The organism is Pseudomonas sp. FP1742 (assembly GCF_030687145.1).
Taxonomy (GTDB): domain Bacteria; phylum Pseudomonadota; class Gammaproteobacteria; order Pseudomonadales; family Pseudomonadaceae; genus Aquipseudomonas; species Aquipseudomonas frederiksbergensis_D.
This window is the reverse complement of sequence record NZ_CP117460.1, coordinates 5,062,920-5,086,840: the sequence shown is the minus strand read 5'-3', so window position 1 is coordinate 5,086,840 and position 23,921 is coordinate 5,062,920. Positions and strand designations below refer to the sequence as shown.

General features: G+C 59.7%; 17 protein-coding genes, 3 tRNA genes and 1 riboswitch. Of the genes, 17 read left to right on the top strand and 3 right to left on the bottom strand.

The features are described 5' to 3' along the window. The 3 genes from PSH64_RS23030 to PSH64_RS23020 all read left to right on the top strand — a co-directional run bounded on the left by PSH64_RS23030 (nucleotide 1) and on the right by PSH64_RS23020 (nucleotide 3,132). Nucleotides 1-1,113: a M14 family metallopeptidase gene (locus PSH64_RS23030; protein ID WP_305478805.1), complete on the top strand. Its 1,113-nt coding sequence runs from the start codon at nucleotides 1-3 to the stop codon at nucleotides 1,111-1,113. Nucleotides 1,114-1,140: 27 nt separating this feature from the next. Next, nucleotides 1,141-1,905, top strand: coding sequence for an ABC transporter ATP-binding protein (locus PSH64_RS23025; protein WP_007971015.1), 765 nt, complete (start codon nucleotides 1,141-1,143; stop codon nucleotides 1,903-1,905). Nucleotides 1,906-2,151: 246 nt separating this feature from the next. Beyond that, a complete protein-coding gene (locus PSH64_RS23020) occupies nucleotides 2,152-3,132 on the top strand; it encodes a GlxA family transcriptional regulator (RefSeq protein ID WP_007904681.1) in 981 nt (326 codons plus the stop codon). 12 nt (nucleotides 3,133-3,144) lie between these two features. Here PSH64_RS23020 and PSH64_RS23015 read toward each other — a convergent pair whose 3' ends face one another. Further along, nucleotides 3,145-8,001: a dermonecrotic toxin domain-containing protein gene (locus tag PSH64_RS23015; RefSeq protein WP_305478802.1), complete on the bottom strand. Its 4,857-nt coding sequence runs from the start codon at nucleotides 7,999-8,001 to the stop codon at nucleotides 3,145-3,147. A 286-nt stretch (nucleotides 8,002-8,287) separates the two neighbouring features. Between PSH64_RS23015 and PSH64_RS23010 the strand changes: the two genes are divergently transcribed. The 7 genes from PSH64_RS23010 to astE all read left to right on the top strand — a co-directional run bounded on the left by PSH64_RS23010 (nucleotide 8,288) and on the right by astE (nucleotide 16,148). Next, nucleotides 8,288-9,508, top strand: coding sequence for an aspartate aminotransferase family protein (locus PSH64_RS23010; protein ID WP_305478800.1), 1,221 nt, complete (start codon nucleotides 8,288-8,290; stop codon nucleotides 9,506-9,508). Nucleotides 9,509-9,731: 223 nt separating this feature from the next. Beyond that, on the top strand, nucleotides 9,732-10,751 hold the full coding sequence (gene aruF, locus PSH64_RS23005; protein ID WP_007934901.1) for an arginine/ornithine succinyltransferase subunit alpha: 1,020 nt from the start codon (nucleotides 9,732-9,734) through the stop codon (nucleotides 10,749-10,751). A gap of 86 nt (nucleotides 10,752-10,837) precedes the next feature. Then, nucleotides 10,838-11,863: an arginine N-succinyltransferase gene (astA, locus tag PSH64_RS23000; RefSeq protein ID WP_018926391.1), complete on the top strand. Its 1,026-nt coding sequence runs from the start codon at nucleotides 10,838-10,840 to the stop codon at nucleotides 11,861-11,863. Continuing rightward, nucleotides 11,860-13,329, top strand: a complete 1,470-nt coding sequence (astD, locus tag PSH64_RS22995; RefSeq protein ID WP_305481200.1) for a succinylglutamate-semialdehyde dehydrogenase — start codon at nucleotides 11,860-11,862, stop codon at nucleotides 13,327-13,329. The genes astA and astD overlap by 4 nt, the downstream gene beginning before the upstream one ends. Nucleotides 13,330-13,468: 139 nt before the next feature. Then, the gene (astB, locus tag PSH64_RS22990) at nucleotides 13,469-14,815 is read left to right on the top strand and encodes an N-succinylarginine dihydrolase (RefSeq protein ID WP_105346360.1); all 1,347 of its coding nucleotides are present in this window, start codon (nucleotides 13,469-13,471) and stop codon (nucleotides 14,813-14,815) included. A gap of 19 nt (nucleotides 14,816-14,834) precedes the next feature. After that, nucleotides 14,835-15,125, top strand: coding sequence for a topoisomerase II (locus PSH64_RS22985; protein ID WP_105346358.1), 291 nt, complete (start codon nucleotides 14,835-14,837; stop codon nucleotides 15,123-15,125). Nucleotides 15,126-15,137: 12 nt separating this feature from the next. After that, a complete protein-coding gene (gene astE / locus PSH64_RS22980; RefSeq protein ID WP_105346356.1) occupies nucleotides 15,138-16,148 on the top strand; it encodes a succinylglutamate desuccinylase in 1,011 nt (336 codons plus the stop codon). A 153-nt stretch (nucleotides 16,149-16,301) separates the two neighbouring features. Here astE and PSH64_RS22975 read toward each other — a convergent pair whose 3' ends face one another. Next, nucleotides 16,302-16,811 (bottom strand): 6,7-dimethyl-8-ribityllumazine synthase, encoded by a 510-nt coding sequence (locus PSH64_RS22975; protein ID WP_105346354.1) that lies wholly within the window; start codon nucleotides 16,809-16,811, stop codon nucleotides 16,302-16,304. 114 nt (nucleotides 16,812-16,925) lie between these two features. Then, a riboswitch (FMN riboswitch) is annotated at nucleotides 16,926-17,096 on the bottom strand. Between the two features lie 298 nt (nucleotides 17,097-17,394). Here PSH64_RS22975 and ltaE point away from each other — a divergent pair. From ltaE to PSH64_RS22940, 7 genes are all read left to right on the top strand, one after another. Then, nucleotides 17,395-18,399: a low-specificity L-threonine aldolase gene (ltaE, locus tag PSH64_RS22970; RefSeq protein WP_305478795.1), complete on the top strand. Its 1,005-nt coding sequence runs from the start codon at nucleotides 17,395-17,397 to the stop codon at nucleotides 18,397-18,399. 146 nt (nucleotides 18,400-18,545) lie between these two features. Next, on the top strand, nucleotides 18,546-21,167 hold the full coding sequence (gene alaS, locus PSH64_RS22965) for an alanine--tRNA ligase (RefSeq protein ID WP_305478793.1): 2,622 nt from the start codon (nucleotides 18,546-18,548) through the stop codon (nucleotides 21,165-21,167). 90 nt (nucleotides 21,168-21,257) lie between these two features. Then, the gene (locus tag PSH64_RS22960) at nucleotides 21,258-22,499 is read left to right on the top strand and encodes an aspartate kinase (protein ID WP_105346344.1); all 1,242 of its coding nucleotides are present in this window, start codon (nucleotides 21,258-21,260) and stop codon (nucleotides 22,497-22,499) included. A 187-nt stretch (nucleotides 22,500-22,686) separates the two neighbouring features. Next, entirely contained in the window at nucleotides 22,687-22,875 is a 189-nt protein-coding gene (gene csrA / locus PSH64_RS22955; RefSeq protein WP_002554426.1) for a carbon storage regulator CsrA, read from the top strand. Between the two features lie 62 nt (nucleotides 22,876-22,937). Further along, nucleotides 22,938-23,028 (top strand) — tRNA-Ser (locus PSH64_RS22950). 107 nt (nucleotides 23,029-23,135) lie between these two features. Then, a tRNA-Arg gene (locus PSH64_RS22945) sits at nucleotides 23,136-23,212 on the top strand. A gap of 71 nt (nucleotides 23,213-23,283) precedes the next feature. After that, nucleotides 23,284-23,360, top strand: a tRNA-Arg gene (locus PSH64_RS22940). Between the two features lie 19 nt (nucleotides 23,361-23,379). Here PSH64_RS22940 and PSH64_RS22935 read toward each other — a convergent pair. Next, the gene (locus PSH64_RS22935; RefSeq protein WP_305478791.1) at nucleotides 23,380-23,898 is read right to left on the bottom strand and encodes a cell envelope protein SmpA; all 519 of its coding nucleotides are present in this window, start codon (nucleotides 23,896-23,898) and stop codon (nucleotides 23,380-23,382) included. Nucleotides 23,899-23,921: the final 23 nt, after the last annotated feature.

Sequence of the window (23,921 nt, the reverse complement as noted above, 5' to 3'; positions counted from 1 at the left end):
ATGGAACGCATCGATCATGCTTTGCCGTGGAGCCACCTGGGCAGTGAACGCCGGATTTCGGTGTTCCGCTTCGGTGCTGGCGAGCGCAAGGCCTATATCCAGGCCAGCCTGCACGCCGATGAACTGCCGGGGATGCGCACGGCCTGGGAGCTGAAAAAGCGCCTGACCGAACTCGAAGCCCAGGGCTTGCTCAATGGTGTGATTGAACTGGTGCCGGTGGCCAATCCGCTGGGCCTGGGTCAATTGCTGCAAGGCAATCATCAGGGGCGTTTCGAAGCGGGCAGCGGCAAGAACTTCAACCGGGATTTTGTCGAACTCAGCGCGCCGGTGGCCGCCGAACTCGATGGGCATCTGGGTGATGATCCGCATGCCAATATTCGACTGATCCGTCAGGCCATGAGCGATCACCTGGCAGCTTTGCCAGAGGCGAGCAGCCAGTTGCAAGGCATGCAGCGCATCTTGCTCAGCCATGCCTGCACCGCCGATGTGGTGCTGGATCTGCACTGCGATTGCGAAGCGGCGCTGCACATGTACGCCTTGCCGCAACACTGGCCGCACTGGCGCTCGCTGGCTGCGCACCTGGACGTCAAGGTCGGTCTGCTGGCGGAAGATTCCGGCGGCAGTTCCTTTGACGAAGCGTGCTCGCTGCCATGGCTGCGTTTGTCGCGTCTGTTCCCGGATGCGCAGATTCCACTGGCCTGCCTGGCGACGACCATCGAACTGGGTGGTCAGGCCGATACCGGTCGCCCGGAGGCGATAGCTCACGCCGAGGGCATTCTGGCGTTCCTCGCCGAGCAAGGCCTGATCGGTGGTGAATGGCCCAAGCCCGCGCAAGACGCGTGCGAAGGCATGCCGTTCGAAGGCACCGAATTGTTGTTCGCGCCGCATCCTGGCGTGGTGAGTTTTCTGCGTAAACCCGGTGAGTGGGTGGAAGCAGGTGACGAGATTTTTGAAGTGATCGATCCGCTGGCGGATCGGGTCAGCACGGTGTGTGCTGGTACGTCCGGGGTGCTGTTTGCCATTGAACGGCTGCGTTACGCCCAACCCGGTTTCTGGCTGGCCAAGGTGGCGGGGCGCGAAGCGCTGCGTCACGGGCGCTTGCTCAACGACTGACTGACTGTTTTTGTGAGAACCGACCGCATGTACAAACTTGAAGTCCAAGACCTGCATAAACGCTATGGCAGTCACGAAGTGCTCAAGGGCGTGTCCCTGAAAGCGGCGGCTGGCGATGTGATCAGCATCATCGGCTCCAGTGGCTCCGGCAAAAGTACTTTCCTGCGCTGCATCAACCTGCTCGAGCAGCCGCACGCGGGCAAGATTCTGCTCAACAACGAAGAGCTGAAACTGGTCGCCAACAAGGACGGCGCGCTGAAAGCCGCCGACCCGAAACAGCTGCAACGCATGCGTTCGCGCCTGTCGATGGTGTTCCAGCATTTCAACCTGTGGTCGCACATGACCGCGCTGGAAAACATCATGGAAGCGCCGGTGCATGTACTCGGCGTGTCCAAGGCTGAAGCCCGCGAGAAAGCCGAGCACTACCTGAACAAGGTTGGCGTGGCCCATCGCAAGGACGCCTACCCGGGTCACATGTCCGGTGGCGAACAGCAACGTGTGGCGATTGCCCGTGCGCTGGCGATGGAACCTGAGGTGATGTTGTTCGACGAACCGACCTCGGCCCTCGACCCGGAGTTGGTGGGTGACGTGCTGAAAGTCATGCAGGCCCTGGCACAGGAAGGCCGGACCATGGTGGTGGTGACGCACGAAATGGGCTTTGCTCGTGAAGTGTCGAACCAGCTGGTGTTCCTGCACAAAGGCGTGGTCGAAGAAAGCGGTAACCCGCGCGAAGTGCTGGTCAATCCGCAGTCGGAACGTTTGCAGCAATTCCTCTCGGGCAGCCTCAAGTAATCAAGGCTGCCGTTGCGCACCGGGATAGTGCATGCTTCGCAGCCTAAAGTCTGGCCCTGATCCCCTGTGGGAGCGGGCTTGCTCGCGAAAGCGGTGTATCAGTCAACATGTTGCTGTCTGAACCACCGCATTCGCGAGCAAGCCCGCTCCCACAATGGATCTATGTTGGTTTTGAGATTTGCGTTCATTTACGGGCTAGCATTGGCCCATGCCTTCCATCACTGTTTTCGTTTCGGATTGCCCGCCATGACTGCCCATCGAATTGGTTTCCTGATTTGGCCCAGCACTAAAGCTCTGACGCTTGCGCTGGCAGAGGAGGCCTTGCGTGTTGCCCAGCGTGTGCACCCGGACGTTGTTTACGAATTGTCGTTTTTGCAGGCCGAACCGCCGACCGAAGGTGCCTGGCAATTGCCGGGTGAGCCCTGGGCCGGCAAGCTCGAAAACTTTCAGAAACTGTTCCTACTCGCCGATGAGCCGCCGACCTCGCTCGCGCCGTCGCTCAGCAGTGCGCTGAAACAACTGGTGCGCGCCGGTTGTGTGATCGGCGGTTTGTCGGCCGGTGTGTACCCGTTGGCGCAATTGGGTTTGCTCGACGGCTATCGTGCTGCTGTGCATTGGCGCTGGCAGGACGATTTCGCCGAGCGTTTCCCGAAGGTGATTGCCACCAGTCACCTGTTCGACTGGGATCGCGATCGCTTGACCGCGTGCGGTGGCCTGTCGGTTCTCGACTTGCTGCTGGCCGTGCTGGCCCGTGATCACGGCGCCGAACTGGCCGGCGCGGTGTCGGAAGAGTTGGTGGTCGAGCGCATTCGCGAGGGCGGCGAGCGCCAGCGCATTCCGCTGCAGAACCGCTTGGGTTCGAGTCATCCGAAGCTCACCCAGGCGGTGTTGCTGATGGAAGCCAACATCGAAGAGCCGCTGACCACCGACGAAATCGCCCAGCACGTGTGCGTGTCCCGTCGGCAGTTGGAGCGGATCTTCAAGCAATACCTCAACCGCGTGCCGAGCCAGTACTACCTGGAACTGCGCCTGAACAAGGCCCGGCAGATGTTGATGCAAACCAGCAAGTCGATCATCCAGATCGGCCTGTCGTGCGGCTTCTCTTCGGGGCCGCATTTCTCCAGTGCCTACCGCAACTTCTTCGGTGCCACGCCGCGGGAAGATCGCAACCAGCGGCGCAGCAGCAGTCCGTTCGAGTTGTCCTCGGTGCCATCGGAGCGCGGTTGATCGAGCGCTGTACTACTCGTCGATCTCGGAACCTTCAGAGTCGGAGATTTCTATCTCCCCCCGATTGATCACGGCTTCCACCCCAAAATCCGCGCCCGTGCGTTCGAAGTAAGCGATCAGCCGTAACAGGCTTTCCTCGGAAAATGGATTGCCCCTCAACGAAATATTATCTGCGACGTCCACCGGCAGTTCCGACAAGTCACTGGGCGCCTCGGTGATGGCGTTGCCGCTCAAGTCTGCCCAGTCCAGCTCGGACAGCTGTAACAGCCCATCCGGTATCCGGTTGATGCCGGTGTCGTTCAGCAGCACGGTCGCCAGCGCCGGCATCTGACTCACATCAGGCGTCTGTCCTAGCGGGTTCGAGCCCAGGTCGAGATAGTCGAGCTGTTCCATCCCCGCCAGGGCGGCGACCGATTCTGATGACAGACTGACGCGACACTCGGGAAGTGACAGAGACCTGAGTTGACCCATTTTGAACACCGCCTCCGGAATGTCGCCAAGGTTACAGCTGCGCAGCCTGAGGCTTTTCAGGTTGGGAAAGGACTCCAGGAAACGTCCGATGCGCGTCACCCCCTCCGCACTGCGAAACGCCAGTGACGACACATGGCTGAAATCGGCGCTCAGGGCAGGCAGTTCTCCATTGATGACCGTGGAAAGTGTCAGATCGTAGGTGGGTTCAAGCGTATCGCTGAAATTATCCAGCTCCGCATCCCGTTGCCAGCAGTTCTCAAGGGCTTGCTTGAATTCGTCGCGGTTGGCGTGCTCGACAAGCAGTTGAGCTGCGCTGAAGGGTTCGTCTGTCAGTGGATGCAGGTCCGGAAGAGCGGCGGTCCAGGCAGACAGATCGTTCCTCAATTGGCTCAGCTCTTCTTCCAGGCGTGTCAACGCGACCCGACCTTCCTCCAGCGTGCCGGGCAATTCGTAGACGAACTCGCTGGCTTGCTCGACTTCCATGCCAGGGTAGAGCGCCCTGACACGATCAATGTCTGCCTCGGGTGCGAAAACGCCCATGTCGAAAGCGCTGTCGACGTGATGGTTTTTGATGAGTTGTCGCGAGCTGTCGGAAACCGGATTGTGCGTGAGGTGTATGCCACGCTTTTCATACAGCGGACTGTCGAACAAGGCCGTCGGCAGTTCACTGATTCCATTGTTCATCAGCAGAAGGGTGCCCAGGCGTGGGTGTTGCAGAGTGCCGGGCGGGATTTCGGTCAGGTTGGTGCTGCTCAGGTCCAGATGGGTCAGTTCAGTCATCGAGTCGATGCGGGGCACCGTTTCAAACGGGTTGCGGTAAAGATCCAGCATGGTCAGTTTGTTTAATGACGTCAGCTTCAACCAGGTGGCTGCGTCTACCCTGATGCCGCAATCGCTTAACACCAGTGCCTCCAGCTGCGGCATCCGGGTGATGGCGTCGGGGAGGGTGGTCAGGGAGAAACGGCGCAGTTCCAGTCGGCGAAGTCCGCTGAAGCCCTGTAGAAAACCAGCAACACCTTGCGCTGCGTGGCTGCCTTCCAGGGATAGCAGCGACACATGACTGAAATCTGCAGTCAACGATGGCAGATCACCCAGCATCGGTTCGTCGAACCTGAGCACGTACCGCTCCATGTCGTCCGAGGTGTCAAAATCCCGATCGGTTTGGCGCCGCCAGGCGCGCTGGATTTCCTGCGCCAGCAACCTGCGAATGTGTTGTTCGGCCTGGCGCTCCAGGGCGCTCAACGCAACCCCGGTGTCGGGGTGCGCCGTTGGGGCTTCGCTGATCCATCGACCCAGATCCAGATGCAATCGGTTCAGCTCGTGGTGTACGCGTGAGAGTGCTACCCGAGCGCCATCGGGGTGGCTTTGCAACGCCTGGACCACGGACTGCAATTGATCCTGGGACAGATCGGGATAAACCTCCCGGACCCTGTCGTCGAGGGTGGGTGTCATGCGATTGCCGCGGTCATAGCCCTCCGCACCACCAGGAAGGCGCATGGTGGTCGGGTCGTAGTAGGGTTTTCGATGGGGATGCCTGGCAAACAGAGTGCGTAGCGTCGGCTGGTCCAGCGCGTTTTCGGCAATGCGCTTTCTGAGGGCCTGGGCGTCAGCGATGGAGGGGTTGAACGCATCGCGATGGGCCTGGGGCAACGTTTGAAAGAGTGCCTGATAGAAATCACCGGGCGTGTCCTGATCAACGTGATAGGAGCCATCCTCGTTGGCCACCAGTGTTTTCACGATGGCCGCATCGGTCGGGCCAATGCTGTCGCGCACGGTGCCCTCGCTGGAGTAATCCCGCACTTCGATGCGTAATCCGTCCGGCCAGCCGGGCAGTGCGTTCAGGCTGTGCAGGGCCACTTTGTGGGTGTCGACGTTTTCCAGCGCGTCGGCATAAAGGCCTTCATAGGCGCGGGTAGCGCGGACGGCCTCCATGGCTTTGTTCGCCGCGTCCTTGAGCCGCTGGGGCACGCGCCCGCCGTGCAGCTGGCGTAACTCGGTGCCGGTGGCATTGCTCACCAGCTCTTGCGCCACATCGGTCGGCAGGCCCCGCACATCGGCGAGCAGTTGCTGAACCTGCACATCATCGGTGTGTTCCTGAATGCTGTAGAGCCGCTCGAACAGCGACTTGCGATATTGGCGGGCCAGTGTTGCCGTTTGCTGTCTGAAGGCTGGCGTTTGGGTTGCCGGTGTCGGCAGTGGTGTATCGACCGGCCATGAGTCATGGCGTGTCAGCAGTGCATGCTGCAGGGCGGTATCGGCTTTTTGATAGTGCTCGGGTTGATCGCTGCCGATCTGTTCGATAAACGTTTCGATGTCGCGGTTGATCCGCCAGCGCTTGATCGTGTCAGTCAGCAGCGACGGCGGGCGATAGTTTTCGACATGCGCCTGGCGCAATACGTTGTCGTGGTAGCCGCTGATCCGCAGGATCTGTTCGCGCTCGGCACTGGTGAACGACTCGACACTATGGCCAAGGCGACGCATGACCTTTTCCCGCTCCCAGTACAGCGGTTGTTCCAGTTCGGTTTGCCAGGCACCGTGGTGGTTATGCCGCAGCGACGGCTGATAAGCATCGTTGCGGCGCGGATGCTCAATCTGGAACCTGTCCGACATGGGGTCGGGTTTCACTGAATACAGTTTTCCCTCAAGGCGCAGCATCGTTTTGCCCGCGTGTGGGTACAAGCCCAGATGATTGGGCTTTACCCCTTCGGGCAAACTGAGTGTCTGTTCATAAGGTGTGAGATCCGGCATCCAGTAACGGGTTTTGCCTCCGGCTGTGGCGACAGGTTTGAGCGGGTCGATGAGCGCGACGGCTTCGCGGGGCAGAAGCCGGCTGAAGGCGCCGACGGCGATTGCACCGCCTACCGCGAATGTCCCGACTTGAACGACGGTTTCGACGAACGTCATCAGGTGTCCGAACGCTTCTGTTCTCAGCCCTTCAGCCATGTCCACGATGCCTTCGAAGCTCTCGTCCAGTAACTGGTAGGCCATGTAGCCCAGCATCAATTCACCCAGCAACGGCACCAAGGGCGCCGCCACGAACGACGCAGCTTCAAGGATCCTGGAGGCCACTTTGCTGAAGGCATCCCACAATGCCCAGCGGGCGTCTCGGTCGGCGCTGGCGGTGGAGACGGCGACAGTGCTGGCGTCGTTGAGGATTTTGTTCAGCTGCCGCTGATAGCCATGGTTCCACAGGTCCGCTTTGATCGGGAGCACGGAGAAACGCAGATTGGGACGCTCGACCGGCGTTTCGCGCCAGCTCGGCAATGGATCGCCGGGCTGGTGCTGATGCCAGGTCACGGTCTGGAGGCGGCGGTTGAGATCGGCGAAAAAGTGTCCGCGTTCCTTGTGCTCGACGAACCGGCTGAAGAACGCTTGATAAGCGGGTGTCCGCAGCTTGCGAGTCAGATCGGTCATGAACGCCAGCGTGTCGGGGTATTGCTTGAGCGGGTATTCGGGGTCATCGGGAATATAGGCAATGAGCCGCGTACTCTTGCGTGCCCGCTCAAGGTTCGGCGCGAAAATGACAATGCCGGTCAGCGGGGACGACATCAGGGTCAGGTCGTGGCCATAGAGCGGCTGGCCATTGAGTCGCGCCCTCGAACCTCCTTCAACCATGCGCAGGAGCGCGAGGTGCGCATCATCTGGAATATCCTTGCGGATGTGTGCCATTTGCAGCGCCGACCTGAGTGCGGCTTTGTTCAAGCCGATCGTGCTGGATTTCAACGCGGCACCGGCCACCGGGTTGGTCAGCCCCAGAAATTCCTTGAGATACGCGGTGTACTGGCCACCGATATCGAGTTCGCGGCATAGCCGGGCGAAGGCCTGGACCGGGATTTTATGCTTGATCGCCGGCAACGTTTCGAACTGCCCTGTGGACGACGGCTCGGTAATGAAGGTCGAAGCGGATTCGAAGGCATCTGCGGCCGTTTCCGATTCCTGGAAGTTATGCAGCGCGGCATCGAGCAGCGATACCGTCCAGGTGCGGGCGGCCCCGGTGTTGATTTTGAACAGGGTCACGGTTTGTGGGATGTACAGGCGCAGGAAGGTGGTCTTGACGTCCAGTTCCAGGCCAAACCGGGTTTTCAGGGCCGCGATGAGAAGGGGTTCGGCAAATGCCCGTGGGTTTTTCAGCGTCGACAGCTTTGAATCCAGGCGATTTCGATGGTGCCAGTGTTCCTGACTGAGCTTTTTCAGCGAGGCATGTTGTGAAGGTGTCGCGGTGCCATGCCATTGGGGAGTCGCAAGCGAGGCGTTCTTGAGGGCGCTGCGGGTTTCAAGCGATGCCTCTAATGCCCAGGCGGGCAGATTGTTGAACAGGTGATGGTAATGATCATCCGGCTGCGTGACGAAGTGATCGTCGCCAGCGGCCCTAGGGTGATCGTTTTCGAGTTGGCTCATGCGCTATTCCCTTAGCGTTTGGATGAGTCGCCAGCAAAACAGACGATGAAGCACTGCGTGCGGTACATATTTACCGCATCGGTCGACAAGCCTGCCTATAACCTGTGCCGGCGGTTTAAACTGCGCCTTTGCGACCCTATATGTCGCATTGCCGTAAACCCGGGCAAAACCGGTGTTTGCGCTATAAGAAGTTGTCGCTTGGCGGCAAGGCCGGGCTGAAAACTGTCCTTACAATCCCCTCATCGCTCGCCAGTTTCAGGCGAGTGTTCCTCATCAGGAGACTCCGATGTCCGTTGAGCACGCTGCGGTAGAACGCGCCGATTTCGACCAGGTAATGGTTCCCAACTATGCGCCTGCCGCTTTTATTCCTGTGCGTGGCGCCGGTTCCCGTGTCTGGGACCAGTCTGGCCGCGAGCTGATCGACTTCGCCGGCGGGATTGCCGTTAACGTACTGGGCCATGCGCACCCGGCGCTGGTCGCTGCCTTGACCGAGCAGGCGAACAAGCTGTGGCACGTGTCCAACGTGTTCACCAATGAGCCGGCCTTGCGCCTGGCCCATAAGCTGGTCGACGCCACGTTTGCCGATCGTGTGTTCTTCTGCAACTCCGGCGCCGAAGCCAACGAGGCCGCTTTCAAGCTGGCCCGTCGCGTGGCCCATGACCGTTTCGGTACCGAGAAGTACGAAATCGTTGCCGCGCTCAACAGCTTCCACGGCCGTACCCTGTTCACCGTGAACGTCGGTGGCCAGTCGAAGTACTCCGACGGCTTCGGTCCGAAGATCACCGGCATCACCCACGTGCCTTACAACGATCTGGCCGCGCTGAAAGCCGCTGTTTCCGACAAGACCTGCGCGGTGGTCCTGGAGCCGATCCAGGGCGAAGGCGGCGTGTTGCCGGCCGAGCAGTCTTACCTGCAAGGCGCCCGTGAGCTGTGCGACGCACATAACGCGCTGCTGGTCTTCGACGAAGTGCAGACCGGCATGGGCCGCAGCGGTGAGCTGTTCGCCTACATGCATTACGGTGTGACCCCGGACATCCTGACCAGCGCCAAGAGCCTGGGCGGCGGTTTCCCGATCGCAGCAATGCTGACCACCGAAGACCTGGCCAAACACCTGGTCGTCGGCACCCACGGCACCACCTACGGCGGCAACCCGCTGGCGTGCGCGGTCGCTGAAGCAGTGATCGACGTGATCAACACGCCCGAAGTGCTGAATGGTGTCAAAGCCAAGCACGACAAGTTCAAGACCCGTCTTGAGCAGATCGGCGAGAAGTACGGCCTTTTCACTCAGGTTCGTGGCCTGGGCCTGCTGCTCGGTTGCGTGCTGAACGATGCCTGGAAAGGCAAGGCCAAGGACATCTTCAACGCCGCCGAGCGTGAAGGCCTGATGATCCTGCAAGCCGGCCCGGACGTGATTCGTTTCGCGCCAAGCCTGGTGGTAGAAGACGCCGATATCGATGCCGGTCTGGACCGTTTCGAGCGCGCCGTGGCCAAGCTGACGCAAGCCTGATAGACCCTTCGACGCCTGACAATTCAGGCGTCGAACCCAATTGTTATGCCGGGACGGATCAAATGTGGGAGCGGGCTTGCTCGCGAAAGCGGTGGGTCAGACAGCAATGATGTTGACTGATACACCGCTTTCGCGAGCAAGCCCGCTCCCACACTGACCTCTGTGTCTTCAATGACGGCCCGGTTACTTTTCCTGAAGTGTTAGATGAGAAAGGAGTGACACCATGCTGGTGATGCGCCCCGCGCAAATGGCTGATCTGGGCGAGGTACAGCGTCTGGCTGCGGATAGCCCGATTGGTGTCACTTCCTTGCCGGATGACGTTGAACGCCTGAGCGACAAGATCGCGGCAAGCGAAGCCTCGTTCGCCGCCGAAGTGAGCTTCAATGGTGAAGAGAGCTATTTCTTCGTCCTCGAAGACACTGCCACCGGCAAGTTGGTCGGTTGTTCGGCCATCGTTGCCTCGGCCGGTTATTCCGAGCCGTTCTACAGCTTTCGTAACGAAACCTTCGTGCACGCCTCCCGCGAGCTGAAGATTCACAACAAGATCCACGTGCTCTCCCAGTGCCACGACCTGACCGGCAACAGCTTGCTGACCAGCTTCTACGTGCAGAGGGAGTTGGTGGGCACGCCTTGGGCGGAGCTCAACTCCCGTGGCCGTCTGTTGTTCGTGGCCAGCCATCCGGAGCGCTTTGCCGATTCCGTGGTGACCGAGATCGTCGGTTACAGCGACGAAAATGGCGATTCGCCGTTCTGGGATGCCATCGGTCGCAACTTCTTCGACCTCAACTACGCCGAAGCCGAGCGTCTGTGTGGCCTGAAGAGCCGCACCTTCCTTGCCGAGCTGATGCCGCATTACCCGATCTACGTGCCGTTGCTGCCGGACTCCGCTCAAGAGGCGATGGGCCAGGTGCACCCTCGGGCGCAAATCACCTTCGACATCCTGATGCGCGAAGGCTTCGAGACCGATCACTACATCGACATTTTCGACGGCGGCCCGACCCTGCACGCCCGCGTTTCGGGGATCCGTTCGATCGCCCAGAGCCGTGTGGTGCCGGTGAAAATCGGTGAGCCGGTCAAAGGTGCCGGGCGTCAGTACCTGGTGGCCAATGCCCAGTTGCAGGATTACCGCGCCGTGTTGCTCGAGCTCGATTACGCGCCGGGCAAACCCGTGACCCTGGATCTTGAAGCGGCCGAAGCCCTGGGCGTCGGTGAAGGTGCCAGCGTGCGCCTGGTGGCGGTCTGACACGTAGAAAAGCAGGCCTGATTGATTGCCTGGAAAGCAGCGAGTTTCGCGCAGGGTGCCAAGCGCCCTTCGTTTGAGGAGATAGCATGATCGTTCGTCCCGTACGCAGCAGCGATTTACCCGCTCTGATCGACCTGGCCCGCAGCACCGGCACTGGCTTGACCACCTTGCCGGCCAACGAAGAGCGTCTGGCCCATCGGGTCGGCTGGGCCGAGAAAACCTTCCGCGGCGAAGCCGGGCGGGGCGATGCGGACTACCTGTTTGTGCTCGAAGACGACAATGGTCGCGTGGTGGGTATTTCCGCGATTGCCGGTGCCGTCGGCCTGCGTGAGCCTTGGTATAACTTCCGGGTGGGCCTGACGGTCAGCGCCTCGCAAGAGCTGAACATTTACCGCGAAATTCCGACGCTGTTCCTGGCCAACGACCTGACCGGCAACTCGGAACTGTGCTCGCTGTTTCTGCACGCCGATTACCGCAGTGGCCTCAACGGTCGCATGCTGGCCAAGGCGCGGCTGTTGTTCATCGCCGAGTTCCCGCAACTGTTCGGCAACAAGATCATCGCCGAGATGCGCGGCATGTCCGACGAAGCCGGGCGTTCGCCGTTCTGGGAAAGCCTTGGTCGGCATTTCTTCAAGATGGAATTCAGCCAGGCCGATTACCTCACTGGCGTGGGCAACAAGGCGTTCATCGCCGAACTGATGCCGAAATTCCCGCTGTACACCTGCTTCCTGTCGCCAGACGCGCGCAACGTGATTGGCCAGGTTCATCCGGACACCGAGCCGGCCCTGGCGATGCTCAAGAGTGAAGGTTTCAGTTACCAAGGCTACGTCGACATTTTCGACGCAGGCCCTGCGGTGGAGTGCGAAACCGCCAAGATCCGCGCGGTGCGCGACAGCCAGGCGCTGGTGCTGGCCATCGGCACCCCGGGCGATGACGCCACGCCGTTCCTGATCCATAACCGCAAGCGCGAAGACTGCCGGATCACTGCCGCGCCTGCACGCTTCGCCGCCGGCACGTTGGTGGTTGATCCGCTGACCGCCAAACGTCTTCAACTCAACGCTGGCGATCAAGTACGCGCCGTTCCGTTGTCTGCAGCTCGGGAGTCGAAATAATGAATTCGCTATACATCGCCGGTGAATGGCTGGCCGGCCAGGGTGAAAGCTTTCAATCGGTCAACCCGGTGACCCAGCAAGTGCTGTGGGCCGGCGAAGGCGCCACCGCCGATCAGGTCGAGTCGGCTGTGCAGGCTGCGCGTCAGGCGTTCCCGGGCTGGGCCCGTCGTACCCTGGAAGAGCGCATCAGCGTGCTGGAAGCCTTTGCCGCCGCGCTGAAGAATCACGCTGACGAACTGGCTCACACCATCGGCGAAGAAACCGGCAAACCCCTGTGGGAAGCGGCGACTGAAGTCACCAGCATGGTCAACAAGATTGCCATCTCGGTACAGAGCTACCGCGAACGCACCGGCGAGAAGAGCGGCCCGCTGGGCGACGCCACCGCTGTATTGCGTCACAAGCCACACGGTGTGGTGGCGGTGTTCGGCCCTTACAACTTCCCCGGTCACTTGCCGAACGGTCACATCGTGCCGGCGCTGCTGGCCGGTAACAGTGTGCTGTTCAAGCCCAGCGAGCTGACGCCGAAAGTCGCCGAACTGACGGTCAAGTGCTGGATCGAAGCCGGTCTGCCGGCTGGCGTGCTGAACCTGCTGCAAGGTGCTCGCGAAACCGGTATCGCCCTGGCGGCGAACCCGGGCATCGACGGTCTGTTCTTCACCGGTTCCAGCCGTACCGGCAATCATCTGCATAAACAGTTTTCCGGTCGTCCGGACAAAATCCTCGCGCTGGAAATGGGCGGTAACAACCCACTGGTGGTGGATCAGGTCGAGAACCTCGATGCGGCCGTTTACACCATCATTCAGTCGGCGTTCATTTCTGCCGGTCAACGCTGCACCTGCGCCCGTCGTTTGCTGGTGCCGCAAGGCGCCTGGGGCGATACGCTGCTGGCGCGTCTGGTGGCGGTCAGCTCGACCCTTTCAGTCGGTGCGTTCGATCAGCAACCAGCGCCGTTCATGGGCTCGGTGATTTCCCTCGGCGCTGCGAAAGCGCTGATGGAAGCGCAAGAGCATCTGCTGGCCAACGGCGCCGTGGCGCTGCTGGAAATGACTCAGCCCCAGGCTCAGGCTGCGTTGCTGACCCCGGGCATCCTGGACGTGACAGCCGTTGCCGATCGCCCGGACGAAGAGCTGTTCGGCCCGTTGCTGCAAGTGATCCGCTACGCTGATTTTGAAGCGGCGATCGCTGAAGCCAACGACACCGCTTATGGCCTGGCGGCCGGTCTGCTGTCGGATTCCGAAGCGCGTTATCAGCAATTCTGGCTGGAAAGCCGCGCCGGTATCGTCAACTGGAACAAGCAGCTGACCGGTGCGGCGAGCAGCGCACCGTTCGGCGGCGTCGGCGCCTCGGGCAACCACCGTGCCAGCGCCTACTACGCGGCGGATTACTGCGCGTACCCGGTGGCGTCGCTGGAAACCCCGAGCCTGACCTTGCCGACTGCTTTGACGCCCGGCTTAAAGATGTCGTAGCGCCCATTCGCGAGCAAGCCCGCTCCCACATTGGAATACATTTCCCTGTGGGAGCGGGCTTGCTCGCGAAGGCCGCGATGCGGTCTAAAAGAACAGTTACCAGAAGCCTATAACAACAGATTCTCGTGGAGCCTCGCTGATGAAATCCTATGAAGTCAATTTTGACGGTCTAGTGGGGCCGACCCATAACTACGGTGGCCTGTCCTACGGCAACGTCGCCTCCCAGAGCAACAGCCAGCAATCTTCCAATCCGAAGGAAGCCGCGCTGCAAGGCCTGGCGAAGATGAAAGCGCTGATGGAGATGGGCTTTCAGCAAGGCGTGCTGGCACCGCAGGAACGTCCGGACGTCGGTGCGCTGCGCCGCTTGGGTTTCAGCGGCACCGACGCGCAAGTGATCGAGCGCGCCGCCAAGGACGCAATGCCGCTGCTGGTCGCCAGTTGCTCGGCGTCGAGCATGTGGGTAGCCAACGCCGCCACGGTCAGCCCGAGCGCCGACACCGCCGATGGTCGCGTGCATTTCACCGCCGCCAACCTGAACTGCAAATATCACCGCAGCATCGAACACCCGACCACCAGTCGCGTGCTGGGGGCGATGTTCGCCGATCAGAAGCATTTTGCGCACCATGCCGCGTTGCCGGCCGTGGCGCAGTTCGGTGATGAAGGCGCGGCCAACCACACCCGTTTCTGCCGTGACTATGGCGAAGCCGGCGTCGAGTTTTTCGTGTTCGGCCGCAGCGCGTTCGACACCCGTTATCCAGCCCCGCAGAAGTACCCGGCGCGTCAGACCCTCGAAGCCTCCCAGGCGGTCGCGCGTCTGCATGGCCTGAGCGATGACGGCGTGGTCTATGCCCAGCAGAACCCTTCGGTGATCGATCAGGGCGTGTTCCATAACGACGTGATCGCCGTAGGTAATGGCGAGGTGCTGTTCTATCACGAGGACGCGTTCCTCGACACCGACCAGATGCTCGCTGAGTTGCAAGGCAAACTCGCAAAAGTCGGTGGGAAATTTCAGTCGATCTGCGTACCGCGTTCCGCGGTCACCGTGGAAGACGCCGTCCGTTCCTACCTGTTCAATAGCCAGCTGCTGTCGCGTCCTGACGGCTCCATGCTGTTGATCGTGCCGGAAGAATGCCGTGGCAACGAGCGTGTCTGGCAGTACCTGCAAGGCCTGACCAGCTCTGGCGGCCTGATCCGCGAAGTAAAAGTTTTCGATCTCAAGCAGAGCATGCAGAACGGCGGTGGCCCGGCTTGCCTGCGGTTACGCGTCGCCCTCAACGAAACCGAACTGGCGGCCGTCAACCAAGGGGTTATCATGACGGCACCGTTGTACGGCACGTTGACCGAATGGGTCGACAAGCACTACCGCGACCGCATGACCGAAAACGATCTGGCGGACCCGCAATTGTTGCTTGAGTGCCGGACGGCACTGGATGAACTGACGCAAATCCTTAAACTGGGCGCGGTTTATCCATTCCAGATCAATTGAACGTCGAGAGCGTAAAAACATGAGCGATACCCTGCAGCTGATCCTTGAAGACACCGACGGCACGCAACTGGAAACTTCCTGCACCCGCGTCGCGGTCATGTGGCAAGGCAAAGAGCTGTGGATCCAGCAGGACGGCCGCGGCCAGTTGCTGATCGGCGTGGACGTCGAAGAGGGTGACGCTGAATACGCCAACCTGCTGTTGCGCCCATTGGCGACTAATCTGGTAAGTCTGCAACTGGAGATGGAACCGGCCGACCTCGGCGGCGATGAGGACCACGTGCACGGCCCGGATTGCAATCACGATCACTAAGGAAACCGCTCTATGCTCGCCCTCGGCAAACTGCTTGAACTGACCCTCGCCGGCCGCGAACCGGCGGAGAAGACTCAACTGACAGTCGAAGGCGTACGGATGCGCTGGTTGAGCGAAGGTGCGCTGGAAGTCCGGCCACCTGACGCTCGCGACAATGGCCTGGACCTGCTGCTTTCGGCAGGCATCCATGGCAATGAAACAGCGCCGATCGAGTTGCTCGATCGCCTGTTGCATGACATCGCCCGCGGTGACTTGAAGCCGCGCGCGCGTATTCTGTTCCTGTTCGGCAATCCCGAGGCTATCCGCCGCGGCGAGCGTTTCATCGAGCAGGACGTCAATCGGCTGTTCAACGGCCGACACGAACAAAGCAGCGGCTCCGAGGCCTTGCGCGCTTGTGAGCTGGAGCGGCTGGCGGCGACGTTCTTCAGCCTGCCGGACCGCAATCGCCTGCATTACGACCTGCACACGGCGATCCGTGGCTCGAAAATCGAGCAGTTCGCCTTGTATCCCTGGAAAGAAGGCCGTCAGCATTCACGCCTGGAACTGGCTCGCCTGCGCGCCGCCGGTATGGAAGCGGTGCTGTTGCAGAACAAACCTTCCATCGTCTTCAGCTCCTACACCTACGACAAGCTCGATGCCGAGTCCTTCACCCTGGAGCTGGGCAAGGCCCGGCCGTTCGGGCAGAACGATGGGGTGAACGTCAGTCTTCTTGAAGCACGGCTGAAGCAGATCATCGAAGGCAGCGAGCCACCCATGACCGACGACGGGCTGGATGGTTTGCAGTTGTTCAGTGTGTCGCGGGAGGTCATCAAGCACAGCGATAGCTTCCGCCTGAACCTGCCGGCGGACATCGAAAACTTTTCGGAATTGAAAGTGGGTTATGTGCTGGCCGAGGATATCGCCAATACCCGCTGGATCATCGAAGAGCAGGGCGCCCGGATCATCTTCCCCAACCCCAGGGTCAAGAACGGCCTGCGCGCCGGCATCCTGATCGTGCCGACCACCGACGAAAACCTGGCTTAAGCACGACACATAACAAATGTGGGAGCGGGCTTGCTCGCGAAAGCGGTTTAACATTCAACGTATTTGTTGACTATCAGTCCGCTTTCGCGAGCAAGTCCGCTCCCACATTTGATTTGAGTGAAGCCCGGACCCCACCCAAATCACAGGCTGTGTTTAGACGGCCAATGCGCGAGGCTCGCTGCGACGCAATGCACGGGTCTTGTGCAGCGTATCCGCGCAAGTCTTCGCCGCTTCCTGACCCTTATGCACGAAATGCTCGAAGAAGAACTTCTGATGTTCTTCGCCGGCATGGAAGTGGTGCGGGGTCAGAACCACCGAGAACACCGGTACTTCAGTTTCCAGCTGAACCTGCATCAGGCCGCTGATCACCGACTGGGCGACGAATTCGTGGCGATAGATGCCGCCGTCGACCACCAGGCCTGCGGCGACGATGCCGGCATAACGACCGGACTTGGCCAGCAGCTTGGCGTGCAGCGGAATTTCAAAGGCGCCGCCGACTTCGAAGAAATCGATGTCCGATTCCTGATAACCCTGGGCAATCATTTCGGCGACGAAGCCTTTACGGCTCTGGTCGACGATTTCCTTGTGCCAGCAGGCCTGGATGAACGCGACGCGCTCGCCCTGATGGTTTTTGCTTTTGCTATCGATTGCGGTGGGTTGCATGTTCTGACTCCTGTTTGTGTGAAAAACAGGGCGTTATGAATCGAATGGGATTCAAGGGGGCGCAGGCACAAATGCCTGCGGACGACGCTTTGGTATAAGCCTGGGCGGCGTCAATCCCGTTCTCTCTTCATCCGGACTATGACCGTCGGCCCCGGGATCACACCGGGTCTGCTGACCTTGCCGCCATCACAGCCATTGCCGTGCCTGTCGCCAAGCGCTCGCGGGCTATGCGCATTGCGCGCAATTACCGCCGGTGGGGAGTTGCACCCCGCCCTGAGAACGTTTTGCCGCCCGTTTGTTTGGCGGCGAAGGGTTTTTAACACATATTTCCGTGGTGTGCATGCCAATACCCGTCAATCAAATGCAGAACCTGTGGGAGCGGGCTTGCTCGCGAAAGCGGTTTAACATTCAACGCAAATGTTGACTGTCAGTCCGCCTTCGCGAGCAAGCCCGCTCCCACATGGATTGCGCTTTTTCGAAGACGTAAAGCGCCTTTTCCTCGTTCAAGGCTTGATTATTTGTCGGCATGACCGCAGTAATTCCATCCTGAAAGGGATTTTCCCTGCTAACCGAGGCCAGATTCATGAGCGTTATCGATCTTCGCAGCGACACCGTCACCCAACCGACCGCAGGGATGCTCGACGCGATGGCCAATGCGGCCACTGGTGACGACGTTTACGGCGAAGATCCGACGGTCAATCGTCTGGAAGCCGAACTCGCAGAACGACTGGGTTTTGCCAAGGCACTGTTTGTCCCGACGGGCACCATGAGCAACCTGCTGGGCTTGATGGCCCACTGCGAGCGCGGTGATGAATACATTGTCGGTCAGCAAGCCCACACCTATAAATACGAAGGTGGTGGCGCGGCGGTGCTCGGTTCGATCCAGCCGCAGCCGCTGGAAGTGCAGGCCGATGGCTCGCTGGACCTGGCGCAGGTCGCCGCGGCGATCAAGCCGGACGACTTCCACTTCGCCCGCACCCGTTTGCTGGCATTGGAAAACACCATGCAGGGCAAGGTGCTGCCGCTGGAGTATCTGGCCCAGGCTCGCCGTTTCACTCGTGAAAACGGCCTGTCGCTGCATCTGGATGGTGCCCGGCTCTACAACGCGGCGGTCAAGCTGGGTGTCGATGCCCGGGAGATCACTCAGCATTTCGATTCGGTTTCGGTTTGCCTGTCCAAAGGCCTGGGCGCGCCGATCGGTTCGGTGCTGTGCGGCTCGGCGGAGTTGATCGCCAAGGCGCGACGTCTGCGCAAGATGGTCGGCGGCGGCATGCGCCAGGCCGGGATTCTCGCGGCGGCGGGGCTCTATGCGTTGGATAACAACGTACAGCGCCTGGCCGACGACCACACCAACGCGCAATTGCTGGCCGAAGGCCTGCGCGCGGCGGGCTACGAGGTCGAACCGGTGCAGACCAACATGGTTTACGTGAAAATGGGCGACAAGGCCGAAGCGATCAAGGCCTTCGCCGCGACACACGGGGTCAAGCTCAGCGCTGCCGCTCGTCTGCGAATGGTCACGCACATGGACGTCAGCCGTGCGCAAATCGAGCAGGTTGTCGCGACATTCGTCGAGTTTTCCCGCATCTGATCGCGTTAGCGGTCCAATTGACCGTTTCTATCGTATAAACACGCTGTACCCCGCGCGCAGGGCCGATATAATGCGGCCCTTTGCCGTCGCTTCGTCTGTTGACGTTTCGCACAGGCCTTTGGCCGCAGCCTCCGTGGAAGAACCTAATGAAAAGCGCAGAAATCCGTGAAGCCTTCCTTCGCTTCTTCGAAGAACAAGGCCACACCCGTGTAGCCTCCAGCTCTTTGATTCCGGGCAACGACCCAACCCTGCTGTTCACTAACGCGGGGATGAACCAGTTCAAGGACTGCTTCCTGGGCCAGGAAAAACGCGCGTACACCCGCGCCGTCAGCAGCCAGAAATGCGTGCGCGCCGGCGGCAAGCACAACGACCTGGAAAACGTCGGTTATACCGCCCGTCACCACACCTTCTTCGAAATGCTGGGTAACTTCAGCTTCGGTGATTATTTCAAGCGTGACGCCATTACCTTTGCCTGGACGTTCCTGACCTCCGACAAATGGCTGAACCTGCCTAAAGAAAAGCTCTGGGTCACTGTCTACGCCAGCGATGACGAGGCCTACGACATCTGGACCAAGGAAGTCGGTGTACCGGCCGAGCGCATGGTTCGCATCGGTGACAACAAGGGTGCGCCGTACGCCTCCGACAACTTCTGGACCATGGGCGATACCGGCCCGTGCGGTCCTTGCACCGAGATTTTCTACGATCACGGCGCCGACATCTGGGGTGGCCCACCGGGCTCGCCGGAAGAAGACGGCGACCGTTACATCGAAATCTGGAACAACGTGTTCATGCAGTTCAACCGCACCGCCGATGGCGTGTTGCACCCGCTGCCAGCCCCGTCGGTAGACACCGGCATGGGTCTTGAGCGGATCAGTGCCGTGCTGCAGCACGTTCACTCGAACTATGAAATCGACCTGTTCCAGAGCCTGCTGAGCGCATCGGCCAAGGCCATCGGTTGCACCAACGACAACCAGGCTTCCCTGAAAGTCGTGGCGGACCACATCCGTTCCTGCGGCTTCCTGATTGCCGACGGCGTGCTGCCGTCCAACGAAGGCCGTGGTTATGTGTTGCGCCGGATCATTCGCCGCGCTTGCCGTCACGGTAACAAACTGGGCGCCAAGGGCAGCTTCTTCTACCAGATCGTTGCGGCCCTGGTCGCCGAGATGGGCGAAGCGTTCCCAGAGCTGAAGTCCCAGCAGGCGCACATCGAGCGCGTCCTGAAAGCCGAAGAAGAACAATTCGCCAAGACCCTGGAACAGGGTCTGAAAATCCTCGAGCAGGATCTGGCCGAACTCAAAGGCGACGTGGTACCGGGCGACGTGGTGTTCAAGCTTTACGACACCTACGGCTTCCCGATGGACCTGACCGGCGACATCGCCCGTGAGCGCAACCTGACCATCGATGAGGAAGGCTTCGAGCGCGAAATGGAAGCCCAGCGCGTGCGTGCCCGCTCCGCCAGCTCCTTCGGCATGGACTACAACAGCCTGGTCAAGGTTGACGTGGCCACCGAATTCACCGGTTACACCGCTCACAGCGGTTCCGCCAAAATCGTTGCGCTCTATAAAGAAGGGCAATCGGTTGACGTACTGAGCGAAGGCGAAGAGGGCGTGGTCGTTCTCGATCAGACGCCGTTCTATGCCGAATCCGGTGGTCAGATTGGTGATTGCGGCTTCCTCCAGGCTGGCGCTGCGCGTTTCGACGTGCGCGACACCACCAAGACCGGCGGCGCGTTCCTGCACCACGGCGTGCTGGATTCGGGCAGCCTGATCGTAGGGGCTCCGGTGGAGACTCATGTCGATGCCGAAGTGCGTCATGCGACGTCGCTGAACCACTCGGCGACTCACTTGCTGCACGCCGCATTGCGCCAGGTACTGGGCGAGCACGTTCAGCAGAAAGGTTCGTTGGTCGACAGTCAGCGTCTACGCTTTGACTTCAGCCACTTCGAAGCGATCAAGCCTGAGCAGTTGAAGGCGCTGGAAGACATCGTCAACGCCGAGATCCGCAAGAACTCCGAGGTTGAAACCGAAGAAACCGACATCGAAACCGCCAAGCAGAAAGGCGCCATGGCGCTGTTCGGCGAGAAGTACGGCGACAGTGTTCGCGTGCTGAGCATGGGCGATTTCTCCGTCGAACTGTGCGGCGGTATTCACGCCACCCGTACCGGCGACATCGGTCTGCTGAAAATCATCAGCGAAGGCGGTGTTGCCTCCGGTGTGCGTCGTATCGAGGCTGTGACTGGCGCAGCAGCGCTGGCCTACTTGAACGCGGCTGAGGAACAACTCAAGGAAGCGGCCAACCTGGTCAAGGGCAGCCGCGACAACCTGATCGACAAGCTGTCGGCTGTGCTGGAGCGCAACCGTCTGCTGGAGAAGCAACTCGAGCAGTTGCAGGCCAAGGCGGCCAGTGCGGCGGGCGACGATCTGTCGGCTTCTGCCCTGGACGTCAAAGGCGTGAAAGTACTGGCCGTGCGTCTGGACGGTCAGGATGGCAAGGCGCTGCTGGCGCTGGTCGATCAACTGAAAAACAAACTCGGCCGCGCAGTGATCCTGCTCGGCAGTGTCCATGAGGAAAAGGTCGTTCTGGTTGCAGGCGTGACCAAAGACCTGACTGGCCAACTCAAAGCCGGTGATTTGATGAAGCAAGCCGCTGCGGCAGTGGGCGGGAAGGGCGGTGGTCGTCCAGACATGGCGCAAGGCGGTGGTACTGACGCTGGCGCACTGGATGCCGCATTGGCCCTGACTGTTCCATTTGTAGAGCAGGGTTTATAAGGCAGTGTGCCTGGCCCGCGGTCTAGTGGCGGGCCAGAACGCTGTTTGAGTGATTATTGGGCGCCCTTCATGGGCAGAGGCGGCTTTGAAATGGCTTTGATCGTACAGAAATTTGGAGGCACCTCAGTCGGCACTGTCGAGAGAATCGAGCAGGTCGCCGACAAGGTTAAGAAATTCCGCGATGCGGGCGATGACCTGGTGGTTGTGCTGTCTGCAATGAGCGGCGAAACCAACCGTCTGATCGATCTGGCCAAGCAAATCAGTGGCGACGGCCAACCGGTTCCTCGCGAGCTGGATGTGATCGTGTCCACCGGTGAGCAGGTGACGATTGCACTGTTGGCCATGGCGCTGATCAAGCGCGGCGTGCCGGCGGTGTCGTACACCGGCAACCAGGTACGGATTCTGACGGATAGCGCGCACAATAAAGCGCGAATCCTGCAGATTGATGACCAGAAGATTCGCGGTGATCTGAAGGCAGGTCGTGTCGTCGTTGTCGCCGGTTTCCAGGGCGTTGACGAGCACGGCAATATCACCACGCTTGGTCGTGGCGGCTCCGACACCACCGGTGTGGCGCTGGCGGCAGCCCTGAAGGCTGACGAATGCCAGATCTATACCGACGTCGATGGCGTCTACACCACCGACCCGCGTGTAGTGTCCGTGGCCCAGCGTCTGGACAAGATCACCTTTGAAGAGATGCTGGAAATGGCCAGCCTCGGTTCCAAGGTATTGCAGATCCGTGCGGTGGAATTCGCCGGCAAGTACAACGTTCCGCTGCGCGTACTGCACAGCTTCAAGGAGGGTCCGGGCACCCTCATTACTATTGATGAAGAGGAAACCATGGAACAGCCGATCATTTCCGGCATCGCTTTCAACCGCGATGAAGCCAAGCTGACTATCCGTGGCGTGCCAGACACCCCGGGCGTGGCGTTCAAGATTCTCGGCCCGATCAGTGCCGCGAATATCGAAGTCGACATGATCGTGCAGAACGTTGCGCACGATAACACCACCGACTTCACCTTCACCGTGCATCGCAACGATTACCAGGCGGCGCAAACCGTGTTGGAAAACACCGCTCGCGAGATCGGTGCCCGTGAAGTCGTTGGCGACACCAAGATTGCCAAGGTCTCGATCGTTGGCGTCGGTATGCGTTCCCACGCAGGCGTGGCCAGCCGCATGTTCGAATCCCTGGCCAAAGAAAGCATCAACATCCAGATGATCTCGACATCGGAAATCAAAGTCTCCGTTGTGATCGAAGAGAAGTACCTGGAACTGGCTGTGCGCGCTCTGCACACGGCTTTCGAACTGGACGCACCAGCCCGACAGGGCGAGTAATGCGTTTCCCGGAGGGCGCGGTCTGACCGCGCCCTTTCGTTTTTTTGAATGGTGCGTACCAAAGCTGTTCTTTTGCTCGCGCTAGTCAATACTCAGGCATGTAGGGCTGCGACCTTTTCGGTTGTAGGTCGAATGCCTTTTTTTTGCAGACTGTTGTCCCTGAAATGAAATGCGTGAGGAGAAAGGTATGCTGATTCTGACTCGTCGGTGCGCAGAAAGCCTGATTATTGGTGATGGCGAAATCACCGTGACCGTGCTCGGCGTTAAAGGAAATCAAGTGCGTATTGGTGTCAACGCCCCGAAAGAGGTGGCTGTCCACCGTGAGGAAATTTACCTGCGTATCAAGAAAGAGAAGGACGAAGAACCAAGCCATTAATTTTTATCGTTTTTTATGTTTGCAAACGGGGATAAAGCTGGTTAATATACGCCCCGTGTTGCGGAGAGCTGGCCGAGTGGCCGAAGGCGCTCCCCTGCTAAGGGAGTACACCTCAAAAGGGTGTCGGGGGTTCGAATCCCCCGTTCTCCGCCATTATTTGCTTAGTACGTTGTAATCTGGCTTCTTCGGTAAGTTGTTGAAATTACTAGAAAAAGTGCTTTACAAAAAGATTTAACGGCCTATAATGCGCGGCAACAAATGCACTCGTAGCTCAGCTGGATAGAGTACTCGGCTACGAACCGAGCGGTCACAGGTTCGAATCCTGTCGAGTGCACCATTTAAGAGTTGTTTGCAGCAATGTGAATAACTTGGCTCCAACCAGTTGTGATCTGGTATAAAAACACAAATGCACTCGTAGCTCAGCTGGATAGAGTACTCGGCTACGAACCGAGCGGTCACAGGTTCGAATCCTGTCGAGTGCACCAAACACCAAAAAGCCCGCGTTTAACGCGGGCTTTTTGCCGTCTGCGATTTGGCTTTTCCTTTGGTACAACCTTTCTCGTCGAACTCGATGTGAGCACTGCGCCCCCGCTTGTTGTCATAGCGGTAGCTCATGGCTGAATTGCGGGTGCTGATCTTGTCTGGCTTGCCGAGAGCGCTTTCGACGTCCTGTTGGTTCATGCCGGCAACGACACGCTGATTGATGATCGCTATGCGGCGTTCCTTCGCGCTGAGCAGATTTCCACATTTGTCCTCGGATTGACCAACGACCGTCGGCTCTCTTCTTAGGTTTTTCATACCGGATGTTTTACGGACCTCGGCTTCTGGCATCAGGGCTGTCGTGCTACCTGGCAAGAAGGTTTGCACGTCCTGAAGCGAAAGGCTTTCTCCAGTCGTACAGCTCAAGGTTGTGAAGGTGATGTGCCCATTGGGGGCTTCGCATCGGTGAACAGTCGTGGCAAACGCCCAAAGCGGCTGGCAGAGCAGGGTGGCTAGCAAAAAATAATGAACATTCCATGGCATTCGGCGTCCTCCTGACGGTCCTT

Bases quoted from the DNA above. Each gene is read 5' to 3' on its own strand.
- PSH64_RS23030 (WP_305478805.1), top strand. From the start codon at position 1: ATGGAACGCATCGATCATGCTTTGCCGTGGAGCCACCTGGGCAGTGAA.
- PSH64_RS23025 (WP_007971015.1), top strand. From the start codon at position 1,141: ATGTACAAACTTGAAGTCCAAGACCTGCATAAACGCTATGGCAGTCAC.
- PSH64_RS23020 (WP_007904681.1), top strand. From the start codon at position 2,152: ATGACTGCCCATCGAATTGGTTTCCTGATTTGGCCCAGCACTAAAGCT.
- PSH64_RS23015 (WP_305478802.1), bottom strand. From the start codon at position 8,001: ATGAGCCAACTCGAAAACGATCACCCTAGGGCCGCTGGCGACGATCAC.
- PSH64_RS23010 (WP_305478800.1), top strand. From the start codon at position 8,288: ATGTCCGTTGAGCACGCTGCGGTAGAACGCGCCGATTTCGACCAGGTA.
- aruF (WP_007934901.1), top strand. From the start codon at position 9,732: ATGCTGGTGATGCGCCCCGCGCAAATGGCTGATCTGGGCGAGGTACAG.
- astA (WP_018926391.1), top strand. From the start codon at position 10,838: ATGATCGTTCGTCCCGTACGCAGCAGCGATTTACCCGCTCTGATCGAC.
- astB (WP_105346360.1), top strand. From the start codon at position 13,469: ATGAAATCCTATGAAGTCAATTTTGACGGTCTAGTGGGGCCGACCCAT.
- PSH64_RS22985 (WP_105346358.1), top strand. From the start codon at position 14,835: ATGAGCGATACCCTGCAGCTGATCCTTGAAGACACCGACGGCACGCAA.
- astE (WP_105346356.1), top strand. From the start codon at position 15,138: ATGCTCGCCCTCGGCAAACTGCTTGAACTGACCCTCGCCGGCCGCGAA.
- PSH64_RS22975 (WP_105346354.1), bottom strand. From the start codon at position 16,811: ATGCAACCCACCGCAATCGATAGCAAAAGCAAAAACCATCAGGGCGAG.
- ltaE (WP_305478795.1), top strand. From the start codon at position 17,395: ATGAGCGTTATCGATCTTCGCAGCGACACCGTCACCCAACCGACCGCA.
- alaS (WP_305478793.1), top strand. From the start codon at position 18,546: ATGAAAAGCGCAGAAATCCGTGAAGCCTTCCTTCGCTTCTTCGAAGAA.
- PSH64_RS22960 (WP_105346344.1), top strand. From the start codon at position 21,258: ATGGCTTTGATCGTACAGAAATTTGGAGGCACCTCAGTCGGCACTGTC.
- csrA (WP_002554426.1), top strand. From the start codon at position 22,687: ATGCTGATTCTGACTCGTCGGTGCGCAGAAAGCCTGATTATTGGTGAT.
- PSH64_RS22935 (WP_305478791.1), bottom strand. From the start codon at position 23,898: ATGCCATGGAATGTTCATTATTTTTTGCTAGCCACCCTGCTCTGCCAG.